The organism is Streptomyces albiflavescens, from assembly GCF_014645835.1.
GTDB classification, from domain to species: Bacteria; Actinomycetota; Actinomycetes; order Streptomycetales; family Streptomycetaceae; genus Streptomyces; species Streptomyces albiflavescens.
Map to the genome: position 1 here is coordinate 452,015 of NZ_BMMM01000005.1, position 22,102 is coordinate 474,116.

The 22,102-nt window shown below is 69.7% G+C and carries 16 protein-coding genes; 2 read left to right on the top strand and 14 right to left on the bottom strand.

Annotated elements, in window-relative coordinates:
* Window positions 1–13: 13 nt before the first annotated feature.
* The 10 genes from folP to IEY95_RS17310 form a co-directional block, all read right to left on the bottom strand.
* Entirely contained in the window at window positions 14–949 is a 936-nt protein-coding gene (folP, locus tag IEY95_RS17265; RefSeq protein WP_189186890.1) for a dihydropteroate synthase, read from the bottom strand.
* Between the two features lie 106 nt (window positions 950–1,055).
* Window positions 1,056–1,658: a sarcosine oxidase subunit gamma gene (locus tag IEY95_RS17270; protein WP_189186891.1), complete on the bottom strand. Its 603-nt coding sequence runs from the start codon at window positions 1,656–1,658 to the stop codon at window positions 1,056–1,058.
* Window positions 1,651–4,908, bottom strand: coding sequence for a sarcosine oxidase subunit delta family protein (locus IEY95_RS17275; protein ID WP_189186892.1), 3,258 nt, complete (start codon window positions 4,906–4,908; stop codon window positions 1,651–1,653). The genes IEY95_RS17270 and IEY95_RS17275 overlap by 8 nt, the downstream gene beginning before the upstream one ends.
* A gap of 26 nt (window positions 4,909–4,934) precedes the next feature.
* On the bottom strand, window positions 4,935–6,167 hold the full coding sequence (locus IEY95_RS17280) for a sarcosine oxidase subunit beta family protein (protein WP_189186893.1): 1,233 nt from the start codon (window positions 6,165–6,167) through the stop codon (window positions 4,935–4,937).
* Between the two features lie 58 nt (window positions 6,168–6,225).
* Entirely contained in the window at window positions 6,226–7,086 is an 861-nt protein-coding gene (locus IEY95_RS17285) for a bifunctional methylenetetrahydrofolate dehydrogenase/methenyltetrahydrofolate cyclohydrolase (RefSeq protein WP_189186894.1), read from the bottom strand.
* A 37-nt stretch (window positions 7,087–7,123) separates the two neighbouring features.
* A complete protein-coding gene (locus IEY95_RS17290) occupies window positions 7,124–9,562 on the bottom strand; it encodes a GcvT family protein (RefSeq protein WP_189186895.1) in 2,439 nt (812 codons plus the stop codon).
* Between the two features lie 236 nt (window positions 9,563–9,798).
* The gene (locus tag IEY95_RS17295) at window positions 9,799–10,761 is read right to left on the bottom strand and encodes an ABC transporter substrate-binding protein (RefSeq protein WP_189186896.1); all 963 of its coding nucleotides are present in this window, start codon (window positions 10,759–10,761) and stop codon (window positions 9,799–9,801) included.
* Between the two features lie 13 nt (window positions 10,762–10,774).
* Window positions 10,775–12,775, bottom strand: coding sequence for an ABC transporter permease (locus IEY95_RS17300; RefSeq protein ID WP_189186897.1), 2,001 nt, complete (start codon window positions 12,773–12,775; stop codon window positions 10,775–10,777).
* The gene (locus IEY95_RS17305; RefSeq protein ID WP_189186959.1) at window positions 12,775–13,842 is read right to left on the bottom strand and encodes a quaternary amine ABC transporter ATP-binding protein; all 1,068 of its coding nucleotides are present in this window, start codon (window positions 13,840–13,842) and stop codon (window positions 12,775–12,777) included. Before IEY95_RS17305 ends, IEY95_RS17300 begins: the two co-directional genes overlap by 1 nt.
* A gap of 38 nt (window positions 13,843–13,880) precedes the next feature.
* Entirely contained in the window at window positions 13,881–15,350 is a 1,470-nt protein-coding gene (locus IEY95_RS17310) for an aldehyde dehydrogenase family protein (protein ID WP_189186898.1), read from the bottom strand.
* Window positions 15,351–15,568: 218 nt separating this feature from the next.
* Between IEY95_RS17310 and purU the strand changes: the two genes are divergently transcribed.
* The gene (gene purU, locus IEY95_RS17315; RefSeq protein ID WP_189186899.1) at window positions 15,569–16,441 is read left to right on the top strand and encodes a formyltetrahydrofolate deformylase; all 873 of its coding nucleotides are present in this window, start codon (window positions 15,569–15,571) and stop codon (window positions 16,439–16,441) included.
* A gap of 90 nt (window positions 16,442–16,531) precedes the next feature.
* Here purU and IEY95_RS17320 read toward each other — a convergent pair whose 3' ends face one another.
* Genes IEY95_RS17320 through betA form a run of 3 tightly spaced genes read right to left on the bottom strand, consistent with a single transcriptional unit; the run spans window position 16,532 to window position 19,898 of the window.
* The gene (locus IEY95_RS17320; RefSeq protein WP_189186900.1) at window positions 16,532–17,374 is read right to left on the bottom strand and encodes an alpha/beta fold hydrolase; all 843 of its coding nucleotides are present in this window, start codon (window positions 17,372–17,374) and stop codon (window positions 16,532–16,534) included.
* A gap of 13 nt (window positions 17,375–17,387) precedes the next feature.
* Window positions 17,388–18,224 (bottom strand): methylenetetrahydrofolate reductase, encoded by an 837-nt coding sequence (locus tag IEY95_RS17325; RefSeq protein WP_189186901.1) that lies wholly within the window; start codon window positions 18,222–18,224, stop codon window positions 17,388–17,390.
* Window positions 18,225–18,227: 3 nt separating this feature from the next.
* Window positions 18,228–19,898, bottom strand: a complete 1,671-nt coding sequence (gene betA / locus IEY95_RS17330) for a choline dehydrogenase (protein ID WP_189186902.1) — start codon at window positions 19,896–19,898, stop codon at window positions 18,228–18,230.
* A 202-nt stretch (window positions 19,899–20,100) separates the two neighbouring features.
* Here betA and IEY95_RS17335 point away from each other — a divergent pair, with 202 nt between their 5' ends.
* The gene (locus IEY95_RS17335) at window positions 20,101–20,847 is read left to right on the top strand and encodes an IclR family transcriptional regulator (protein ID WP_229703050.1); all 747 of its coding nucleotides are present in this window, start codon (window positions 20,101–20,103) and stop codon (window positions 20,845–20,847) included.
* 1 nt (window position 20,848) lies between these two features.
* On the opposite strand, the gene IEY95_RS17340 is transcribed toward IEY95_RS17335, so the two are convergent.
* Window positions 20,849–21,979, bottom strand: coding sequence for an aromatic ring-hydroxylating oxygenase subunit alpha (locus IEY95_RS17340; protein ID WP_189186904.1), 1,131 nt, complete (start codon window positions 21,977–21,979; stop codon window positions 20,849–20,851).
* Window positions 21,980–22,102 lie beyond the last annotated feature (123 nt).

Consider the following 22,102-nt stretch of genomic DNA (forward strand, 5'->3'; position numbering starts at 1 on the left):
TTCACAGAGGCGCTCAACCCAGCGGCGACCCCGCCGACGCCGCCGCGTCGACCGCCGCCACCTCGATGCCCCAGCGGGCCGTCACGCGTACCGCGTCGGCCGTCGAGGCGACATCGTGCACGCGCAGGCACCAGACGCCCCGAGCCGAGGCGAGCACGGACACTGCGGTGGTCGCCGCATCGCGCAGCCGTGCGGGACGGGGTTGTCCCGTCGCCGGGTCCGCCAGCAGACTGCCCAGGAACGACTTGCGTGACGCGCCCACGAGGACGGGGTGTCCCAGGGCGACGACGTCCCCCAGGCGGCCCAGCACCTCCCAGTTGTGCGCGGGCGTCTTGGCGAAGCCCAGCCCGGGGTCGACGACCAGACAGCCGGGCGCGATCCCCGCCTCCAGCCCGGCCTCGATCCTCAGTCGCAGCTCGTCGAGGATGTCGGTGACGACATCGTCGTAGACGGCGTTCGCCTGCATGCCGGCGGAGTGCCCACGCCAGTGCATCAGCACGTACGGCGTGCCCGCCCGGGCCATCAGCGGCAGCATCGCGGGGTCGGCGAGGCCCCCTGAGACATCGTTGACCAGCCGCGCACCCACGTCCAGCGCGCGGGCGGCCACCTCGGCCCGCATGGTGTCGACACTCACGATCGCGCCCGCCGCGGCGAGTTCCCGGACGACGGGCAGGACACGTCGCAGCTCCTCCTCCACCGGCGGACGCGCCGCACCGGGGCGGGTCGACTCGCCGCCCACGTCCACGATGTCCGCACCCTGTTCGAGCAGCGCGAGCCCCTGCGCGACGGCCGCGTCCGCGGCGAACGACAGCCCACCGTCGGAGAACGAGTCCGGCGTGACGTTCACGACGCCCATGACCAGCGTCCGGCCGGGCCGTGGCAGCCCGTGCGGATGGAGTTCGGGCGTTCCCGGGTGCGGAGAGGTGGTGGCGTGAGCCGTGGCGGTCACAGGAGTCCAGCCTTCGAACGTACGACGATGACTTACTGCACAAAGCCCTGTGGGAGCCCCTCGGCGGAGCTCCCACAGGGACGACGGGCAACCCCGTCCGTGTCGCTCAGACGTATTCCGTCGCCGCGTCGAGCAACCAGTCCGCCAGATAGCCGGCGAACGTCGAGCGGACCAGGACCCAGAATCCGGCCCTGGGTTCGTCCCGGGAGACCAGGACGACCTGCGCGCGGCCCAGTGTCGTCTGGGCGCAGTGTCCGGCGCCGAAGGCCCGTGGGTGCAGGTCCAGCGGACAACCGTGGGCCAGCAGGTCATGGGCGCGGGGGCCCGTGACGAGGAGTGTGGTGCGCTGCGCGGAGACATCGATGACGGAGACGGGCTCCTCGCCGGCGGCCTCCCGGATCCGGCTCTCCAGGTCCCGCTCGCTCCCCGGCGGTCCCACCAGCAGCCACTCGTCCGGACCGAGCCACAGCGCGGTCAACTCCCCCGCGCGGACAACGGTGTTCGGCTGGAGCGGCAGCGGGAGGTCCAGTGCGAGCCCGACGGCTGCCGCCGCCGCTCCCTTGGCGTCGAGGCGCACGTTGAGCTGGGCCAGAAAGGGGAGTTCGGCCAGCCGGATCGCGCCCCCGGACGTGCGTGTCGCGGCGGCCAGGCGGTCCGCGACCTGCGCCAGCGGGCTGCGGAGTGGGGCGGTAAGGGCGGTCTCAGCCATCGCGGCGGGCTCCCTCGGAGTCGTAGAGGACAGGACTGGCGACGGTCACCGGCACCAGTTGGTCGCCGACGGGGGCGTACAGCCGCTCGCCGATGCGGTCCCGGCCGCCCTTGATCAGGGCGAGCGCGAACGTCCGGCCCAGCGCCGCGCTGCGGTAGCTGGAGGTGACGTGGCCGAGCATGGGGACGGGTGGGGCCGGCAGCACGCTGTCGGCGACCAGGTGGGTGCCCTCGGGGAGGAAAGCGCCCGGGTCCTCCGGAAGGAGGCCGACCAGGTGCTTGCGGTCGGGGCGGACGGTGTCCGCTCGGGCGTGGGACCGCTTGCCGATGAAGTCCGGCTTCTTCTTCGACACCACCCAGCTCATGCCGAGGTCCTGGGGTGTGACGGTGCCGTCGGTGTCCTGGCCGATGATCGGGTAGCCCTTCTCGGCGCGCAGGACGTGCATGGTCTCCGTGCCGTACGGGGTGATGCCGTACGGAGCGCCGGCCTCGTAGACGGCCTTCCACAGGGCGAGGGCCTGCCAGGGGGACACATTGATCTCGAAGGCGAGTTCGCCGGAGAAGCTGATCCGGCAAACCCGCGCCGCGATGCCCGCGACGGTCGTCTCCCGCCAGGCCATGAACGGGAAGTCCTCGTTGGCGACGGCCAGTTGGGGCGCGAGCTCGGCGAGGACCGCACGGGACTTCGGACCGACCAGGGCGACCGTGGCCCACTGCTCGGTCACCGACGTGCAGTGGACCCTCAGCTCGGGCCACTCGGTCTGGAGCCACTCCTCCATCCAGTCGAGTACGGCGGCGGCGTTGCCGGTCGTCGTGGTGACCAGGAAGCGCTCCGGGGCGACGCGGATGACCGTGCCGTCATCGAAGACCATGCCGTCCGGGCGGCACATGACGCCGTAGCGGATCATGCCGACCTTCAGGGTGCTCATCATGTTGGTGTAGAGCCGGTCGAGGAAGACACCGGCGTCCGGGCCCTGGACGTCGATCTTGCCGAGGGTGGAGGCGTCCATGAAGCCGACGCTCTCGCGAGTGGCCCGGCACTCGCGCAGCACGGCGGCTTCGATGTCCTCGCCGTCCTGCGGGTAGTACCAGGGGCGCTTCCACTGGCCGACGTTCTCGAACAGGGCGCCGTGCGCGACATGCCACTCGTGGACGGCGGTCGTGCGGACCGGATCGCTCAGCGCACCCCGGTCGCGGCCCGCGAGGGCGGCGAAGGAGACCGGCGTGTACGGCGGGCGGAACGTGGTCGTGCCGAGCGCCGAGATGTCCACGCCGAGCAGTTCGGCGACGACGCCGCTGGCGAGGACGCCGGAGGTCTTGCCCTGGTCGTTGGCGGTACCGGCCGTGGTGTAGCGCTTGGTGTGCTCGACCGAGCGCAGACCGGCGCCGGTCGCACGGGCCAGGTCGTCTACGGTGACGTCGCGCTGGAGGTCGACGAAACGGGGGGCGTCCGAGGCGCCCGGCACGACGTACACGTGCATCGGGGGCGTCTGCCGCGGCTGCGCGGCCACCTCCGGGAGGCGGGGCGCCTCGGAGGTGTAGCCCTCGGCCTCGACAGCGCGTGCACCGGCGGCCGCGCCCTGTGCCAGGACCGTGGCCGGGTCGAGGACGCCGCTCGCGCTGCCCGCGACCTCGACCGCCTGGCGGCAGGTGTCGGGGACGAAGGAGCCCAGCGTCTCGTCGTGGCGCAGCTTGCCGCCCGACTGGCTGAACAGGTGCGCCACCGGGTTCCAGCCGCCGGAGACCAGCAGCAGGTCGACGGCGAACTCCCGCTGCCCCGCCGACTCTCCGTACGGCGCGACGGTCACGGCGGTGAGGCGGGCCTCGCCCTCCGTGCCGGTGACGGCGTGCCCGGCCAGCACCTCGATGCCGGCCGCCCTCGCCTGCTCGGCCCACTCCCCCGGTTCGGGGCGGGTGTCGACGATCGCCGCGATGGCCAGGCCCGCCGCGGCGAGGTCCAGCGCTGCCGCGTAGGCACTGTCGTTGGTGGTGAAGACGACCGCTTGGCGGCCCGGCAGGACGCCCTGGCGGTTGAGGTGCGTGCGGGCCGAGGAGGCCAGCATCACGCCGGGGCGGTCATTGTCCGCGAAGGCCAGGGAGCGCTCGTGGGCGCCGGTGGCGAGGACGACGCGGCGGGCGCGGATGCGCCAGACGCGTTCGCGGGAGACGTTCTCGGGAGCGTCGGCGCCGAGGTGGTTGGTGCGGCGCTCGACGGCGAGGAGGTGGTTGTCGTCGTAGTAGCCGAAGACGGTGGTGCGGGACAGGACGCGGACCTCGGGGGCGGTGGCCAGTTGGCCGGTGACCTCCTGCACCCAGTCGAGGTGTTCGGCCGTGCCCAGGAGGCTGCCGCCCGGCTCCGGCCGGTCGTCGGCGAGGATGACGCGGGCGCCGCTGCTCGCCGCCGCCGCCGCGGCCGCGAGGCCGGCCGGGCCCGCACCCACGATCAGCAGGTCGCAGTGGGCGTGTACGGCGTCGTAGCGGGCGGGGTCCGGGTCGGTGCCGAGGCGGCCCTGGCCGGGGAGGCTGCTTGCGACCAGGCCGTCGTAGAGCTCGACGGTCGTCGCGGGCAGCATGGGCTCCGGGAAGGGCTCCTCGATCTGGACGACCGCGTTGGGTTCTTCGACGCCGGCCGAGAAGATGCCCCGGGGGCGGCCGAGCTTGATGCTGGTGCCGGCCTGGATGACGCCGTTGGCGAGGAGGGCGGAGGCGAGGGTGTCGCCGCGGAAGCCTCGGTATTCGGTGCCGTCGAAGGTGAAGGTGAGGGGGGTGTCGCGGTCGATTCGGCCGCGGGTGGCGTGGCGGAACGGCCGGCCCGCGGCGGAGCCGCTGATGGATGCAGCGCCCCCGCCGCCCTTCCCCGTCCCGTCCTGAAGGGGCTCCGCCCCCTGGCCCCCCGTCGGCCCTGAAGGGGCCTCGTCCTCAAGCTCCCCCAGAGGGGGGACCCCCGGACGGGCCGAAGGGGCTGGACGGGGCTCAACAGGTGCCGGGCGTTCCTCGCCCGACCTGTACACCGTCAGGATCTCGTTCGTCGCCGTATCCCGTACCGCGTTGAACCAGCGGCGGCAGCCGGCCGCGTGGCTCCAGCGTTCGGCGAAAGGGCCCTTCGGGTTGTCGCGGAAGAACAGGTAGCGGGCCCACTCCTCGTCGGAGAGGGACGCCGGGTCCTCCGGGTACGGCACGTGGGCCTGGCCGCCGTAGTGGAACTCGGCCTCGTCGCGGGGCCCGCACCACGGGCAGGGGATGAGCAGCATGGATCGGCTCCCAGATTCCAGTGGTCCTAGTGGGCCACCGCGGCCGCGCCGTGCTCGTCGACGAGCGCGCCGGTGGTGAAACGGTCGAGCGAGAAGGGGGCGTTGAGGGCGTGCGGGGTGTCATGGGCGATGGTGTGGGCGTAGACCCAGCCGACGCCCGGGGTGGCCTTGAAACCGCCCGTTCCCCAGCCGCAGTTGAGATAGAGGTTGTCGACGGGGCTGAGCCCGATGATCGGCGAGGCGTCGGGGCTGACGTCGACGATGCCGCCCCAGGTGCGCAGGACATGGGCGCGGGCGAAGACCGGGAACAGCTCCAGGGCCGCGGACATCTGCTCTTCGATGATGTGGAAGGCGCCGCGCTGGGTGTAGGAGTTGTAGGCATCGATGCCCGCTCCCATCACCAGTTCGCCCTTGTGCGCCTGGCTGACGTACACGTGGACGGCGTTGGACATGACGACCGTCGGGTGCACCGGCTCCAGGAGCTCGGAGACCAGGGCCTGCAACGGGTGGCTCTGGACGGGGAGTTCGATGCCCGCCATGGCGGCGAGGACCGAGGTGTGGCCCGCCGAGCAGAGCGCCACCTTGCCCGCCGCGATGGGGCCGAGGTCGGTCTGGACGCCGACGACACGGTTGCCGACCACGTCCAGGCCCGTGACCTCGCAGTTCTGGATGATGTCGATGCCCGCCGCGTCCGCCGAGCGGGCCAGGCCCCAGGCGACGTAGTCGTGCTTGGCGATGCCCGCGCGCGGCTGGTAGGTGGCGCCCAGGACCGGGTAGCGCACGTCCTGCGAGATGTTGACGATCGGGCAGACTTCCTTGACGCCGTCCGCGTCGAGCCACTCCGCGTCCACGCCGTTGAGGCGGTTCGCCTCCACGCGGCGGACGCTGTCGCGGACGTCCTGGAGGCTGTGCGCGAGGTTCAGCACGCCCCGCTGGGAGAAGAGGATCGGGTAGTCGAGCTCTTCCGCCAGCCCCTCCCACAGCTTGAGGGCGTGCTCGTAGATGCCGGCGCTCTCGTCCCACAGGTAGTTGGAGCGGATGATCGTGGTGTTGCGGGCCATGTTGCCGCCCGCAAGCCAGCCCTTCTCCAGCACCGCCACATTGGTGATGCCGTGGTTCTTGGCGAGGTAGTGGGCGGTGGCCAGGCCGTGTCCGCCGCCGCCGACGATCACTACGTCGTACGACCGCTTGGGCTCGGGATTGCGCCACAGCCAGTCGGGGTGGTCGGGGAGGTCGGCGCCGGGGATGCGGGGGCTCATCGGACGTCTCCGTCTTCTGAAAGGTACGGATACTGCGGGTGCTTGGGGACGTGCGCGTTCATGCGGCGGTGGCGTTCCTCTCGGCGGCCTCGACGACGTTGGCGAGCAACATCGCTCGGGTCATGGGGCCCACTCCGCCCGGCATGGGCGCGATCCATCCGGCGATCTGGGCGGCGTCCGGGTGGATGTCGCCGACCAGGCCCTGGTCGGTGCGGGTGATGCCGACGTCCAGAACCGCGGCACCGGGGCGCAGCATGTCCTTGGTGACCAGGCCGGGCGACCCGGCGGCCGCGATGACGATGTCGGCCTCGCGTACGTGCCAGGCCAGGCCCGTGGTCCCGGTGTGGCAGAGGGTGACGGTGGCGTTCTCGGAGCGGCGGGTGAGGAGGAGGCCGATGGGGCGTCCTACCGTGATGCCGCGGCCGATCACACACACCCGTGCCCCGGCGAGGGGCACCTCGTAGCGGCGGAGCAGTTCGACGATGCCGCGTGGGGTGCACGGCAGCGGGGCCTCGACGCCCAGGGTGAGCCGGCCGAGGTTGACGGGGTGCAGGCCGTCGGCGTCCTTGGCCGGGTCCATGCGCTCCAGTACGGCGTTGGCGTCCAGGTGGCGCGGGAGCGGGAGCTGGACGATGTAGCCGGTGCAGGCCGGGTCGGCGTTGAGTTCGTCGATCGTCTCCTCGACCTGCTGCTGGGAGGCGTCGGCGGGCAGGTCCCGGCGGATCGAGGCGATGCCGACCTGGGCGCAGTCGCGGTGCTTTCCGCCGACGTAGGCATGGCTGCCCGGGTCGTCACCGACCAGGACCGTGCCGAGGCCCGGCGGACGGCCGTTCGTTGCCGTCAACTTGGCCACACGCTCCGCGAGTTCGCGGCGGATGTCGGCCGCGGTCGACTTGCCGTCGAGCAGCTGTGCGTTCACCGGCGGTGTTCCTTCCCTCGGGAGTCGACGCGGGGTGTCAGCCACGGAGGCGGGACATCGTGGGGTCGAACAGGGGCTCCGCGGCGACGACCGCCTCGATGCGCTGGTCGAAGTAGCCGATCTGCACGGGCGTGCCGGGGGTGGCCAGCTCGGCCGGGAGCCAGGCGTAGGCGATGCCCTTGCCGGTGGTGTAGCCGTAGGCGGCGCTGGTGACGTAGCCGACCGCGTGGTCGCCGTCGTACACCGGCTCCTTGCCGAGGACGACCGACTGCGGGTCGTCGATGGTGAGGCAGGTCAGCTTCCGCCGTACGTCGGACTTGCGGCGCTCCAGCGCGGCCTTGCCGATGAAGTCGCCCTTGTCGAGCTTGACGGCGAAGCCGACGCCGGCCTCGTAGGGGTCGTGCTCGTAGGTCATGTCGGTGCCGAAGGAGCGGTAGCCCTTCTCCAGGCGGAGGCTGTTGAAGGCGCCGCGGCCGGCGATGACGCCGCCGAGGGGGCTCGCCGCCTCCCACAGGGTGTCCCACAGCTTCAGGCCCTGGTCGGCGGTGGTGTACAGCTCCCAGCCGAGTTCACCGACGTACGACAGGCGCATCGCCGTCACCGGGACACTGCCGATGTAGGCGCGCTTGGCGCGGAAGTACTTCAGGCCGTCGTTGGAGAAGTCCTCGTCCGTCAGCTGCTGGAGGACCTTGCGGGCCAGCGGGCCCCACAGGCCAATGCAGCAGGTGCCCGGCGTGATGTCGCGGACCTGGACCGTGCCGTCGGCGGGGAGGTGGCGGCTGAACCAGTCGAGGTCCAGGTTGCCGTTGGCGCCGACCTGGAAGAGGTCGCGGGCGAGGCGGGCGACCGTGATGTCGCTGCGGATGCCGCCGTCGTGGTCGAGGAGCAGCGTGTACGTCACCGAGCCGACGGACTTGGCGACCTTGCCGGTGCACAGGCGCTCCAGGAACTCGGCGGAGCCGGGGCCGCTCACCTCCAGGCGCTTGAGGGCCGTCATGTCATACATCGCGACGGTCTCGCGGGTGGCCTGCGCCTCGGCGCCGACGATGGGTGACCAGAACTGCGCGGCCCAGTCGTTGGGGGTGGAGATGCTGCGGCCCTCTACCAGCTTCGTGTTGGCCTCGTACCACTGCGGGCGCTCCCATCCGTTCGCCTCCAGGAAGAAGGCGCCGTGCTCCTGCTGGCGGGCATGGAAGGGGCTGGTGCGGATCGGGCGCGGGTCCCCGGACGGCTGGAGGGGGTGGAGGATGTCGTAGACCTCGACGAAGTTCTGGCAGTCGCGGGCCAGCACGTACTGCGGGGAGAGCTGGTGCGGCTCGAAGCGGTTGACGTCGCACTCGTGCAGGTCGAAGGACGAGCAGTGGCCGTCGACCAGCCACTCGGCCATCGCCCGGCCGACGCCCGCGGAGTGGGTGACCCAGACCGCCTCGGCGACCCAGAAGCCCTTGACGTCCGTGGACTCGCCGAGGAGCGGGAAGTTGTCGGTGGTGAAGGAGAACAGGCCGTTGATGCCCTCCTCGACCTTCGCCTCGCGCGTCGAGGGAAGCAGGGACTGGGTCTCGGTCCAGGCGTCCTCGAAGTCCTCCTCGGTGAACTTCAGGATCGAGGGCATCTCGTCGGCCTCGTCCACGGAGAGGATGTCGTCGGCGGAGATCGGCATCGGGCGGTGGCCGTAGTAGCCGATGCCGATGCCGTCGAAGCGGTCGCGGTAGTAGAGGTCGGCGTCCTGGTGGCGCAGGATCGGGCGCACCGCCTCCTCGGTCTGGCCGGCGAGGGCCGGTATCGGGCCGGTCCAGGCGAGCTGGTGGGCCAGCGGGGTCAGCGGGAGGTTCATGCCGACCATGCGGGCGATCTTCGGGCCCCAGATGCCGGCGCAGCACACGACGATGTCGGCGGGGATCTCGCCCTGGTCGGTCAGGACGCCGGTCACCTCGCCGTCGGCCTTCAGGACGTCGAGGACCTCGTGGCGGGCCAGGAAACGCACGCCGCGCTCGGTGGCCCGGCGGATCTGGGCCTCGACGGCGAGAACCGCCTTGGCGAGACCGTCGGTCGGGACGAGGAGGCCGCCGAGAACCTTGTCACGGTCGACCAGCGGGTGCCGCTCGACGCACTCGTCGGCGGTCAGGATCCGCGACTCGATGCCCCAGGCGGTGATCCAGCCGTGGCGGCGGTGCAATTCGGAGAGGCGCTCGGGGGTGGTCGCCACCTCCAGGCCGCCGACCTGGAGGAAACAGGGCTTGCCGTCGACGTCGAGAGAACAGAACTTCTCGACGGTGTAGCGGGCCAACTCGGTCATGGTCTTCGAGGAGTTCGTCTGGAAGACCAGGCCAGGGGCGTGCGAGGTCGAGCCCCCGGTGGCCGGGAGCGGCCCCTGGTCGACCACCGTCACCTCGGTCCAGCCCCGCGCCGAGATCTCGTCCGCGAGCGCCGCGCCAACGACTCCCGCTCCGATGATGACCACACGCGGTCCCGCCATCGCCGCACCTCCGGTTTATTAACCAGTCGAGTCGATCCAGTTGCTGTGTACGCAACTTGATTCAGGTTGCGCAACTCAATGTGCCTTCCGCACAGGTGGGTGTCAAGGGTTGCGGGACCTCGGAAAACGGACGGAACACAGGCCGGAACACGGCGATGCCCGGCGGGCGGTGCGCGTGGGGTGCGCACCGCCCGCCGGGCATGTTCCGACCGGCGTCCTACTCCCTGTTTCCGGCGCTACTTGATCCAGGCGTCGACCTTGTCTCGGTTGGCCTCGACCCACTTCTTCGCAGCCGCCTCGGGGGTCATCTTGTCCACCGCGATGTACTTGGCCACGGTGTTCTGGTCGTCGTTCGTCCAGTTGAAGTTCTTCACCAGGTCGTAGGCAGGGCTGCCGGACTTGGCGAACTTCGCGCTGACGATCTTGTTCAGGTCGTACTCGGGATAGTCGCAGGCGACCTTCTCCGCGTTGGCGTCGCAGCCGTCCTTGTACGCGGGCAGTTCGACCTTCACCAGCGGCACCTCGGACAGGAACCACTGCGGTTCGTAGAAGTAGCCGATCACCCACTGCTTGTTCTTCTCGGCGTTGCGGTACGCCTGGATGAGCGCGGTCTCGCTCCCCGCGTACACCACCTTGAAGTCCAGCTTCAGGTTCTTCGCCAGCGCCTCGTCGTTGGTGACGTACGACGGGTCGCCGTCCAGGAGTTGGCCCTTTCCGCCCGACTCCGAGGTCTTGAACTTGGCCGCGTACTTGTTGAGGTTCTTCCAGTTGGTGATGTCCGGGTGGGCCTTCGCCAGCCACGGCGGCACGAACCAGCCGATGATGCCCTTGTTGCCGGTCGAGCCGGCCTCCACGGCGGTCTTCTGGTCGGTGATGTACTTCTTCTTCAGGTCGTCGTGACCCCAGTTCTCCAGAACGGCGTCGACCTCGCCCGTGCCGAAGCCCTGCCAGGCGATCTCTTCCTTCAGGTCCTTCTTGGTGACCTTGCAGCCGAGGTCCTTCTCCGCGACGTAGGCGACGACCGCGGCATCCGCCTCGTAGCCCACCCAGGGGTTGACCGCGAGGTTGAAGGTGCCGCACTTGCCGGAACTACCCGAGCTGCCGGCCTTGTCGTCCCCGACCTTCGCGCCGCCGCAGGCCGTGAGGGTGAGGCCGAGGACGGCCAGGCCGGCCGCTCCGGCTCGCCAGTGTCTTGCCATGGTGGTGCTCCTTTTATGCGCTGGTGCGGCGAGCCGCTGCCTGAGTGATCCGGTCGAACATGACTCCGAGAAGGACGATGGCGAGCCCTGCGGCGAGCCCCTTCCCGAACAGCTGTCCCTGCGAGAAGCCGGCCACGACGTCGTAGCCGAGGGCGCCCGCTCCTACCAGGCCGCCCACCACAACCATCGACAGCACGTAGATCAGGCCCTGGTTGGTGGCGAGAGTCAGGGCGCTGCGTGCCATCGGCAGTTGGACCTTGGTGATGATCTGCCAGGTGTTGCACCCGGCGGAGGTGGCCGCCTCCACGGTCGTCGCGGGCACGTTCCGCACGCCGTCCGCGATGATCTTCATGGCGACGGGAGCCGCGTAGACGATGGCCGCGACGATCGCCGTGAAGCGGGTCGCGCCGAACAGCGCGAGGAACGGCACGAGATAGACGAACGGCGGCATGACCTGTGCCGCATCCAGGCTGGGCCGCAGCATCCGGTCCACGAGGGCGCTGCGACCCATCCATACACCGAAGACGATGCCGAGCAGCATCACGAGCACGGTGGCGACGACGGTCGACGCCAGCGTCGTCATGCCGTCCGACCACACGCCGGTGGCGACCAGCAGGCCCACGCACACCGCCGTGGTGAGGCCGGCGCGCAGGCCGCCGAGGACGACGCCGACCGCGATCAGCACAGCACCGACGAGCCACCACGGGGAGTCGGTGAGCAGCGACTGGAACGGGTTGAGCAGCCCGTTGGTGATGACGTCGCGGATGGTGTTGGTGAGGCCCGAGAGGTTGTCCTGCACCCAGGTCGTCGCGGTGTCGGCCGCGCTCGCGATGGAGCTTCCGATACCGCCCTCGCCGGGGAACTCCGCCGCCCACACGTAGGTGTGCGACATGTAGATCAGGACGCCCGTCACCGCCGCGCCCGCGCCCAGCAGCGGCCGCCGCCAGGCGAGGACGCGGTTCTTCGAGCGCCGGGCCTCCTCCTCGCGCGTGCTGGCCGCGGTCGTGACCCGGTCGAGGACGATCGCCATGACGACGATGGACAGGCCCGCGTTGAAGGCCGTGCCCACGTCCAGCGACTGCAGCGCCTGTACGACGGTCTTGCCGAGGCCGGGCGCGTCGATCAGGGCCGCGATGGTGACCATGGCCAGCGCGGCCATGATGGTCTGGTTGACGCCCATCACCACGGTTCGCTTGGACATCGGCAGCAGGACCTTCAGCAGGGCCTGCCGTCGTGTCGCGCCCAGGGAGTCGGCCGCCTCGACGGTGGTCTCGGGCACGGTCCGGATGGCGTGCGCGGTGATGCGGATCGCGGGTGGTGCCGCGTAGATCACCGTGGCGATGGTGGCGGAGGCTCCGCCGATGAGGAAGAACAGCGTCAGCGGGGCCAGGTAGACGAAGGTCGGCATCGTCTGCATGAAGTCCAGGAGGGGCGTGATGATCCGGTTGAACCGGTCGGACAGCCCCGCCCACACGCCCAGCGGGATAGCGAACAGCAACGCCACGAAGACGGCGGAGACGGTGAGCGCCAGGGTGTCCATGCTCTCCTGCCACAGCCCCTGCAGGCCGAGGAAGGTGAAGCCGGCGACCGCCAGCAGCGCGACCCGCCAGTTGCCCATGGCCCAGGAGACATAGCCGGCGAGGCCGACGACACCGAGCCAGCCGATCTGCGGGACGGGCCGGTCGCCTGAGGACTGTGAGATCAGCTCCTGGACGAAGGTCACCAGGGAGTCGATGACCAGGCGGATCTCGTTGAAGAAGTAGAGGAAGAGCGGGTTGGAGTTGCGGTTCGCGCCGATCGAGTCGTTGACGTCGTTGAACCACCGGTGCAGGTCGGTCAGGTCGGCCGCCGCAAGGGCGAGGGTCTGCTTTCCGCGCAGTACGAAGAACAGCACCAGCCAGGCGACCAGGATGGCGCCGACCACCATGGACCGGCTGACCTTGCGTGCCTCTTTGACGGGCGCGGCCGGCTCGGCCGGCTGCGTCTTCTCGGGTTTCTCCATGGCGACGGTCATCACGCGCCGCCTTCCTGCCCGGCGACCACCGCGAGGATCTCCTCGTCGCCGACGATGCCGAGCAGCTTGCCCTTCTCGACGACCTTGACCGGCTTGTCGGCCGCGAGCACCGCCCGGGTGGCCTCCTTCACCACGACGTCCGGGCCCAACTCGGGGCCGTCCAGGGCGTCGTCGTCCGTCGGCGGGCGCATGATCCAGCGCAGGGTGAGTACGTCGCCGCGCGGCACGTCCTTGACGAACTCGCGGACGTAGTCGTCCGCCGGGGCGCCTACGAGCTCGTCGCCGGTGCCGCACTGGACCATCTTGCCGTCACGCATGATCAGGATGCGGTCGCCCAGCTTGAGGGCCTCGGAGAGGTCGTGGGTGATGAACACCATCGTCTTGCCGACCTCGTGGTGCAGGCGGATGACCTCGTTCTGCATGTCACGGCGGATCAGCGGGTCGAGCGCCGAGAACGGCTCGTCGAAGAAGAGCACGTCCGGATCGCCGGCCAGCGCCCGGGCGAGGCCCACACGCTGCTGCATACCGCCGGACAGCTGGTCGGGGTAGGAGTTCTCGTAGCCCGCGAGGCCGACCAGCTCGACGACCTCCTGGGCCCGCTTGACGCGCTCGGCCCGGCCCATGCCCCGGATCTCCAGACCGAACGCCACGTTGTCCACGACGCGGCGGTGGGGCAGCAGACCGAAGTGCTGGAAGACCATGGAGAACTTGCGGCGGCGCAGGTCGCGCAGGCGTTTGTCGTCGGCCTGGCGGATGTCCTCGCCCTCGAAGACGACCTCACCGGCGGTGGGTTCGATCAGCCGGGTCAGACATCGCACCAGCGTGGACTTGCCGGAACCGGACAGGCCCATGACGACGAAGACCTCGCCGGGCGAGACATCGAAGTGGACGTCGCGTACGGCGGCGGTGCAGCCGGTGCGGTCCATGAGCTCGCGGCGGGTGAGGCCGCACAGCTCCTCGGAGTCCGGGACCTGGTCGGCCTTCGGCCCGAACACCTTCCACAGCCTGCGCACGGAGATGACCGGGGTGGAGCCCGAGTCCTGGGGCGTGCCGCGCCGCTGCGGCATCTCGGTCTGTGTGGTCACGTTCGACCTTCTTTCGGCGTTCAGCCGCGGAACCAGTGCTGCGGCCGGGGTTGGATGTTCTGCCAGATGTGCTTGGGCTCTCGGTATTCGTTCAGGCCGGTCGGTCCCAGCTCCCGGCCCACGCCCGAGTGCCCGAAGCCACCCCATTCCGCTTGCGGCACATAGGGGTGGTAGTCGTTGATCCACACCGTGCCGTGACGCAGCCGCCGGGCGACCCGCTGGGCCTTGCCGGCGTCCTGCGTCCATACGGCCCCGGCAAGTCCGTACTCGGTGTCGTTGGCGATGCGTACGGCGTCGTCCTCGTCGGTGAAACGCTCCACGGTCAGCACGGGCCCGAAGGACTCCTCGTGCACCACGCGCATGTCCTGCCGGCACTCGTCGAGCACGGCGGGCAGGTAGTAATGGCCGTTCGCCAGCGCGGGGTCTACGGGCCGGGCGCCGCCGCAGCGCAGTACGGCGCCCTCGGCGATCCCCGCGGCCACGTAGGCCTCGACCTTGTCCCGGTGCGCCGCGGAGATCAGCGCCCCGGTCTCGGCGTCGGGGTCGAAGGGGCCGCCGAGGCGGATCTGCCGGGCCCGGCGGACGACCTCATCGACGAAGCGGTCGTGCAGGGAGTCCTCGACGATCAGCCGGGCACCGGCCGAGCAGACCTGTCCCGAGTGCAGGAAGACGGCCGTGAGGGCGAAGTCGACGGCCGTCTCGAAGTCGGCGTCGGCGAACACGACGTTGGGGTTCTTGCCGCCGAGTTCCAATGCCACCTTTTTCACGGTCGCGGCGGCGGTGGCCATGATCCGCTTGCCGGTCTCCAGGCCTCCGGTGAAGGAGACCATGTCCACGGCGGGGTCCTCGGACAGCGGCGCGCCCACCTCGGGCCCGGTGCCCAGCACAAGGTTCGCGACGCCGGCCGGGACCCCGGCCTCCTCCAGCGCCTTCATCAGCAGGATCGATGTGGAGGGGGTGAGCTCGCTGGGCTTGAGGACGATCGTGTTGCCGGCGAGCAGCGCCGGGGCGACCTTCCAACTGGCTTGCAGCAGCGGGTAGTTCCAGGGGGTGATCAGCCCGCACACGCCGACCGGCTCGTATACGACCCGGCTCACGGCGTCGTCGCGGCCGGTGTCGATCGCCCGGCCGGCGTCCGTGCCCGCGAGGCCGCCGTAGTAGCGGAAGCAGGAGACGACATCGGCGATGTCGTACTCGCTCTCCACCAGTCGCTTGCCGGTGTCCAGGGACTCGGCGCGGGCGAAAGCCTTGGCGTCGCGCTCCAGGATGTCGGCGGTGCGCAGCAGCAGCGCGCCCCGCTCACGCTCGGAGGTGTTCGGCCAGTGCCCGGCGTCGAAGGCGCGGCGGGCCGCGGCGATCGCGGCCTCGGCGTCGGGGCGTGTCGCTTCCGATACGGTCGCCGCGAGCGTGCCGTCGGCGGGACATCGGATCTCCCGGTGACCGCCGGCCACTGGATCCCGCCATTCGCCATCCACATACAGGTCTGCCACGCGCCGAGCCTTTCCATGGAAATTCGTTGCGCATCGTGCACCCAATTGCTTGTGGTGGAACACAGTGTCGAATAGGCAGACCGACGTCAAGAGGTTGGCGGATGACGATTTCACCATGCGCACCTTTGCCCACCCACCCTTGACCGCGAGCGGCGCCGAGCCGACCATGTTGCGTATAGCTCACCATGTTGTGCAATACGCACCAACGGAGGCCGCGCATGTCCCCTCGCCCACAACCTGGCCGTGAGTACGTCCTCACCCTCTCCTGCCCCGACAGCGCGGGACTGGTTCACGCCGTGAGCGGCTTTCTCGTCAGGAACTCCGGCAACATCCTGGAAAGCCAGCAGTTCGACGACCGACTTCAAGGTCGTTTCTTCATGCGGGTCCACTTCGACGTGTCCGATCCGAACGTCCAGCTGGAAAATCTGCGCTACCGGTTCGGTCCCGTGGCCCAGGCCTACGGCATCTCCTGGGCCCTGAGCGAAGCGGCCACGCCGACCCGGACGCTGATCATGGTGTCCAAGTTCGGCCACTGCCTGAACGACCTGCTCTTCCGCCGGCGCACCGGCGCCCTCAACATCGAGATCCCCGCGATCGTCTCCAACCACCAGGACTTCGAGGGGCTCGCGGAGACCTACGGCATCCCCTTCCACCACGTCCCGGTCACCAAGGACACCAAGCCCGAGGCCGAGGCACGGCTGCTGGAGCTGATGCGTGAGCTGGACATCGACCTCGTGGTGCTGGCCCGCTACATGCAGATCCTCTCCGACGACCTGTGCAAGCAGCTGGAGGGCCGCGCCATCAACATCCACCACTCCTTCCTCCCCAGCTTCAAGGGGGCGCGCCCCTACGACCAGGCCTACCAGCGCGGAGTGAAGCTCGTCGGCGCTACGGCGCACTATGTGACGTCGGACCTGGACGAGGGCCAAATCATCGAGCAGGACGTGGTCCGGGTGGACCACTCGCTCGACCCGGGCGAACTGGTCACGGTCGGGCGGGACGTGGAGGCGCAGGTGCTCGCGCACGCGGTGAAGTGGCACAGCGAGAGCCGCGTGATGGTGGACGGCAACCGCACGGTGGTCTTCCGCTGAACCGCGGCCACAGTGGGGCGGGACCGGATTCCGGTCCCGCCCCTGCCGTATACGGCTGTCGTATACGGCCCCGGACATGCTGTCCTTCGGTCACCGCGGCAGCCGGAAGAAGGCGATGAGCGCGGCCGTGAGCTCCGCGGGGCCGTCCTCCTGGACGAGGTGGCCCGCGCCGGCGATCGATTCGAACCGCGCGCCGGGGACCAGCGCGGCGAGCTCGCGCCCCTTCGCCACCGGGATCCAGGTGTCGTCCTCGCCCCAGCAGACGAGCGTGGGGATATCGATCCCGGCGTAGCGGCCCTGGATCTCGTCGGTGTAGCGCTGCTCGGCCTGGGCGATCTGCCGGTAGAAGGCCGCCTGGCCGGGGTCGTCCAGCCAGGGCTCGACAAGCCGGTCCAGGACCGCCGGGTGCAGGCCAGGGGCACTGGCGGACGTGACGTACTCACGCACCAGGGCGGCGTGGAGCGTGGGCGGCAACCGCTCGAAGACATCGGCGTGTTCGCGGACCAGCCGGAAGAACGGCGAGCCCCACGGCGCCAGCGCGACCGGGTCCACCAGCGCCAGAGCGCGGTAGCCGACGCCGTGCAACAGGTGTGCCCGCAGGGCGACGGCGCCGCCGAAGTCGTGCGCCACCACGAGCGGTTCCGCGAGGCCCCAGTGGCTCAGGAGCTCGGTGAAGACGCGGCCCTGGGCGGCCAGGGACACATCCTGTCCCTCCGCCTTCTCGGAGGTTCCGTAGCCGGGCATGTCCCAGACGAACACCCGATGGTCGCGGGCGAGGGAGCGGGCGACGGCACGCCAGACGAACGACGAGAAGGGGGTGCCGTGCAGCAGGACGACCGGCGGCCGGCCGGGCTGCCCCAGCCGGTCCCAGCAGACGTCGCCCGAGGAGCTGGTGAAGGTTCGAGTCAGCTGCCAGTCGGTGCCGGTGGTCATCCTTCTCCCCGGTTCAGCCGCCCAAGCGGTCGAGCAGCGCGCGGCGCCACCGCTCCGTCTCGGCGATCTGGTTGAACGTGAACAGGTGCAAACCCGCCACCCCCGCCGAGGGTGCGGTGAGAGCCTCCTCGGTGCGGGACAGCAGCCGCTCGGGCGCATACCCTCCGGGGGCCGCGAAACGCACGAACCACGAGGCGTGCTTCGTCAGGAAGCGCGTCGACTCCCCCACCCCGATCTTCGTGGCCATCGTCAGCAGCTTCGCCCGCTGCACGGGCCCCGCGACACCCACATGGACCGGCAGGGTGACGTCCCGGCGCCGTATACGAGCGAGCCAGTCCCCCAGCACCCGCGGGTCGAAGCAGAGGTTGCTCACGAGGTACGTGGCGTGCTCACGCTTGTCCCACATCGCCTGGATGGTGAGGTCGTCGTGGATGAGCGGATGGCTCTCGGGATAGCCGGTGATGCCGACGCGGGCGAAGGGGCTGCCCAGCTCGCTCAGCCGACGCAGCACCGGCAGCGCCCCGTCGTACACCCCGGCCGGCGGGTCCGCGTCACCGGCCGGGACGAAGACGTCGTCCACACCGGCCTCGCGCAGCCGGTCCGCGACCTCCTTCAGATGCACCTCGTCCCGCAGCAGCCGCGCCGCCACGTGCGGGACGACCCGGTAGCCGTGTGCCGCGAGCCTCTCAGTGAGGCCGAGCGTGGGTTCCAGGCCCTTGACCGGCGACGCGGTCACGGTGACGACGACGTCGCGCGGGACATGGGCGAGGACCTTGTCCTCGGTCGCCTTCGCGGGCAGCACCTCGTAGCGGACGCTGTTCAGCAGCGCCGTGAGCCCTGTCGCGCCCAACGCCTACTCCACCTGCGTCTGGACGTCACGGTGGCGGTAGTACGCGGCCTTCGACGGCGCCGCCGGCTCCTTGCCGAGGATCAGGTCTGCGGCCTTCTCGGCGACCATCATCACCGGGGCGTAGATGTTGCCGTTGGTGACGTACGGCATCACCGACGCGTCCACCACGCGCAGGCCCTCGACGCCGTGCACCCGCATGCTGGTGGGGTCGACGACGGACATCTCGTCGGTGCCCATCTTGCAGGTGCAGGACGGGTGCAGGGCGGTCTCGCCGTCCTTGGCCACCCACGCGAGGATCTCCTCGTCGGTCTCCACCGACGGTCCGGGCGAGATCTCCCCGTCGTTGTAGGGAGCAAGCGCGGGCTGGCTGAGGAGCTTGCGCGCCACCCTGATCGCCTCGACCCACTCGCGGCGGTCCTGCTCGGTGGAGAGATAGTTGAAGCGCAGTGCCGGGTGCTCGCGCGGGTCCCTGCTCTTGATCTTCACGGAGCCGATGGCGTCGGAGTACATGGGTCCGACGTGCACCTGGTAGCCGTGGCCGCCGGCAGGCACGGAGCCGTCGTAACGGACCGCGATGGGCAGGAAGTGGAACATCAGGTTGGGGTAGTCCACGTCCTCGTTGCTGCGGGCGAAGCCGCCGGCCTCGAAGTGGTTGGTCGCGGCCGGGCCCTTCCTGAACAGCCATTGCAGGCCGATGAATGGGGCCCGCCACTTCGCCAGGTACGGCTGCATGGAGACGGGTTGCTTGCAGGCGTACTGGATGTACACCTCCAGGTGGTCCTGCATGTTCTCGCCGACGCCGGGGAGGTCGTGGACGACGTCGATGCCGAGGGCTCGCAGTTCCTCGGCGTTGCCGACGCCGGAGAGCTGGAGCAACTGCGGGGAGTTGATGGCTCCGCCGCACAGGATGACCTCCCTGGCGCGGACCTGCTGGAGCGCGCCCTTGCCGCGCTGGTACTCGACACCTACGGCGCGCTTGCCCTCGAAGAGGACGCGCGTGACGAGGGCACGGGTCGTGACCGTGAGGTTGGGCCGCTTCATGGCGGGCTTGAGGTACGCCTTCGAGGCCGACAGCCGGCGCCCACGGTGGACATTCCGGTCGAACTTGGCGAAACCTTCCTGCCGGTAGCCGTTGACGTCGTCCGTGGGCGCGTAGCCCGCCTCCTGGGTGGCCTTGAGGAAGGCGCTGAAGAGGGGGTTGTCGGCCGGACCGCGTTCGAGGACGAGGGGGCCGTCGTGGCCGCGGAACTCGTCGTCGGGGTCGGCCGCCAGACAGTTCTCCATGCGCCGGAAGTACGGCAGACAGTGTGCGTAGTCCCAGGTCTCCATGCCCGGGTCGGCGGCCCAGCGCTCGTAGTCCATGGGGTTGCCGCGCTGGAAGATCATGCCGTTGATGCTGCTGGAGCCGCCCAGTACCTTGCCGCGCGCGTGGTAGACGCGACGGCCGCCCATGTGGGGTTCGGGCTCGGACTCGTACTTCCAGTCGTAGAAGCGGCTGCCGATCGGGTAGGTCAGCGCCGCGGGCATGTGGATGAACACGTCCCACGGGTAGTCCGACCGGCCGGCCTCCAGGACCAGCACGCGGTTGGCCGGGTCAGCGGAGAGTCTGTTCGCCAGTGCACTGCCGGCCGAACCGCCGCCGACGATGACGAAGTCGTACTGCTGGGGAGCCATGGTGCCTCGTCTCGCTCGCGCCGTAGATATGCGAGGCATGTTAAACCCGGTAGCGCCATACGCACCAGGTTGCGAACCGCGCAACTTTCGAGGTCTTCATTTCGGCATGGTCACTTGCAGCTACGTTGTTTACTGCGCGTATAGTTTCACTGTGAGCAACTACAGCCCTGACTCAGAAACGTCAAATTCGCAAACCGGCGGCGTGCAGTCGGTCGATCGCGCCATCAGCGTCCTGGAGATCCTCGCCCAGCGTGGCGAAGCGGGCGTCAGCGAGGTAGCGGGCGAGATCGAGGTGCACAAGTCCACCGCGTTCCGCCTGCTCGGCGCGCTGGAGGCGCGCGGTCTGGTGGAGCAGGCCGGTGAGCGCGGCAAGTACCGGCTCGGCTTCGGCATCGTCCGCCTGGCCGGGGCGGTCACGGGCCGTATCGACATCACACAGCAGGGCCGCCCGGTGTGCGAACGTCTCGCCGAGGAGATCGGCGAGACCGTCAACATCGCCGTCATGCAGGAGCACTACGCGATCAACCTGTTCCAGGTGCGTGGTCCGGGAGCCGTCACCGCGCACAACTGGGTCGGCCAGCTGACGCCCCTGCACGCCACGTCCAGCGGCAAGATCCTGCTGGCTCATCTGCCCGGCAAGGAGCGCGCCGCGCTGCTGTCCGCCGCCGGCATGAAGAAGATCACCCCGCACACCATCACCGCGAAGACGAAGCTCGAGAAGAACCTCGCCGAGGCCCGGGAGCGGGGATACGCCTTCACCCTGGAGGAGTTGGAGGTCGGTCTGCACGCGATGGCCGCCCCGGTCCGCAACCGGGACGGCGAGGTCATCGCGGCGCTCAGCGCCTCCGGACCGTCGTACCGCTTCACCGAGGACCGGCTTCACGAGCTCTCCCCGGTTCTCCTCAAGGGCGCCGAGGAGATCAGCCACCGGATGGGTCATCTGGGCTGAGTCACCCCTGAGGGGTGCCCAGGCGCTCGTTCACCCAGTCGTGAAATGCGCCGATGTGGTGCTCACTGGGCACCAGCACGCCGCCCTTGGCATACATCCGGGAGCTCATTCCGGGCTGCGTGCGCTCGCAGGCGTCGAAGTCCTGCTGGTTGACGCGGTGGAAGAGTTCCACGGACCGGCTGACGTCCTTCCGGCTCTCGACGACGTGCGGGAGGTAGAGCCAGTCGCACTCGACGATCGTACGGTCCACGGACACCGGATACATCCGGTGGAAGATCACATGGTCGGGCACGAGATTGATGAACACCTGGGGCTTGACGGTGATCGCGTAGTAGCGGCGGTCCTGGTCCTCGGCGACCCCGGGAATGCGGTCCAGGCCCTCGGAGCCGTCGACGGTGAAGCCCTGCACCTCCTCACCGAACTCCGCGCCGTGGCCCACGTAGTACTGGGCGGCGTAACCGTCCGCGAACTCCGGGAGCACTTCGGTGAGTTCGGGATGGATCGTGGCGCAGTGGTAGCACTCCATGAAGTTCTCGATGATGAGCTTCCAGTTGGACTTCACGTCATAGACGATCCGCTTGCCGACGGAGAGGTTGTCGATGTCGTAGCGCTCGATCGACTCGACGTCGCCGAGGCGGGCGACGACCTCAGCGATGACGTCCTCCTCGAAGGAGGGCGGGTTCTCCGCGAGGCAGACCCAGACATAGCCGAGCCATTCGCGCACGGCCACGCTCACCAGGCCGTACTCGGTACGGCCCACGTCGGGCATCTTGGTGAGGTTGGGCGCCGCGACGAGCTTGCCGTTCAGGTCGTACGTCCAGGCGTGGTACGGGCACTGGAAGGCCCGCTTGACCTCGCCGGTCTCCTCCGTGCAGAGCTTGGCGCCGCGGTGCCGGCAGACGTTGAAGTAGGCGCGGATACTGTTGTCCCGGGCCCGGGTGACGAGGATGCTCTCGCGGCCCACGTCGACGGTGCGGAAGGCACCGGGCTTCGCCAACTCGGAGGCGCGCGCCACGCAGAACCACATGGTCTCGAATATGCGCTCCTGCTCCTGGGCGAAGATCCCCGGATCCGTGTAGGAGGAGCCGGGAAGGGTGGCGATCAGGCTGTCCGGCAGGCTGGTCGAGGTCACGGTGCACTCCTCGGGAGAACGTCGTGGAGGGGTCATTCACGCGCCGGGAAGAGTGACTCCGGGCGTCGTTGTATATGGAGCAACGCTGCGCGCTATTTGCAACCGCAGCATGGGATGCCGCCG

What these genes read in the sequence shown, in the direction of transcription:
- IEY95_RS17270 (WP_189186891.1), bottom strand. Translation starts at nt 1,658, where the DNA reads ATGGCTGAGACCGCCCTTACCGCCCCACTCCGCAGCCCGCTGGCGCAG.
- IEY95_RS17275 (WP_189186892.1), bottom strand. Translation starts at nt 4,908, where the DNA reads ATGCTGCTCATCCCCTGCCCGTGGTGCGGGCCCCGCGACGAGGCCGAG.
- IEY95_RS17280 (WP_189186893.1), bottom strand. Translation starts at nt 6,167, where the DNA reads ATGAGCCCCCGCATCCCCGGCGCCGACCTCCCCGACCACCCCGACTGG.
- IEY95_RS17290 (WP_189186895.1), bottom strand. Translation starts at nt 9,562, where the DNA reads ATGGCGGGACCGCGTGTGGTCATCATCGGAGCGGGAGTCGTTGGCGCG.
- IEY95_RS17295 (WP_189186896.1), bottom strand. Translation starts at nt 10,761, where the DNA reads ATGGCAAGACACTGGCGAGCCGGAGCGGCCGGCCTGGCCGTCCTCGGC.
- IEY95_RS17300 (WP_189186897.1), bottom strand. Translation starts at nt 12,775, where the DNA reads ATGACCGTCGCCATGGAGAAACCCGAGAAGACGCAGCCGGCCGAGCCG.
- IEY95_RS17305 (WP_189186959.1), bottom strand. Translation starts at nt 13,842, where the DNA reads ATGCCGCAGCGGCGCGGCACGCCCCAGGACTCGGGCTCCACCCCGGTC.
- purU (WP_189186899.1), top strand. Translation starts at nt 15,569, where the DNA reads ATGTCCCCTCGCCCACAACCTGGCCGTGAGTACGTCCTCACCCTCTCC.
- IEY95_RS17320 (WP_189186900.1), bottom strand. Translation starts at nt 17,374, where the DNA reads ATGACCACCGGCACCGACTGGCAGCTGACTCGAACCTTCACCAGCTCC.
- betA (WP_189186902.1), bottom strand. Translation starts at nt 19,898, where the DNA reads ATGGCTCCCCAGCAGTACGACTTCGTCATCGTCGGCGGCGGTTCGGCC.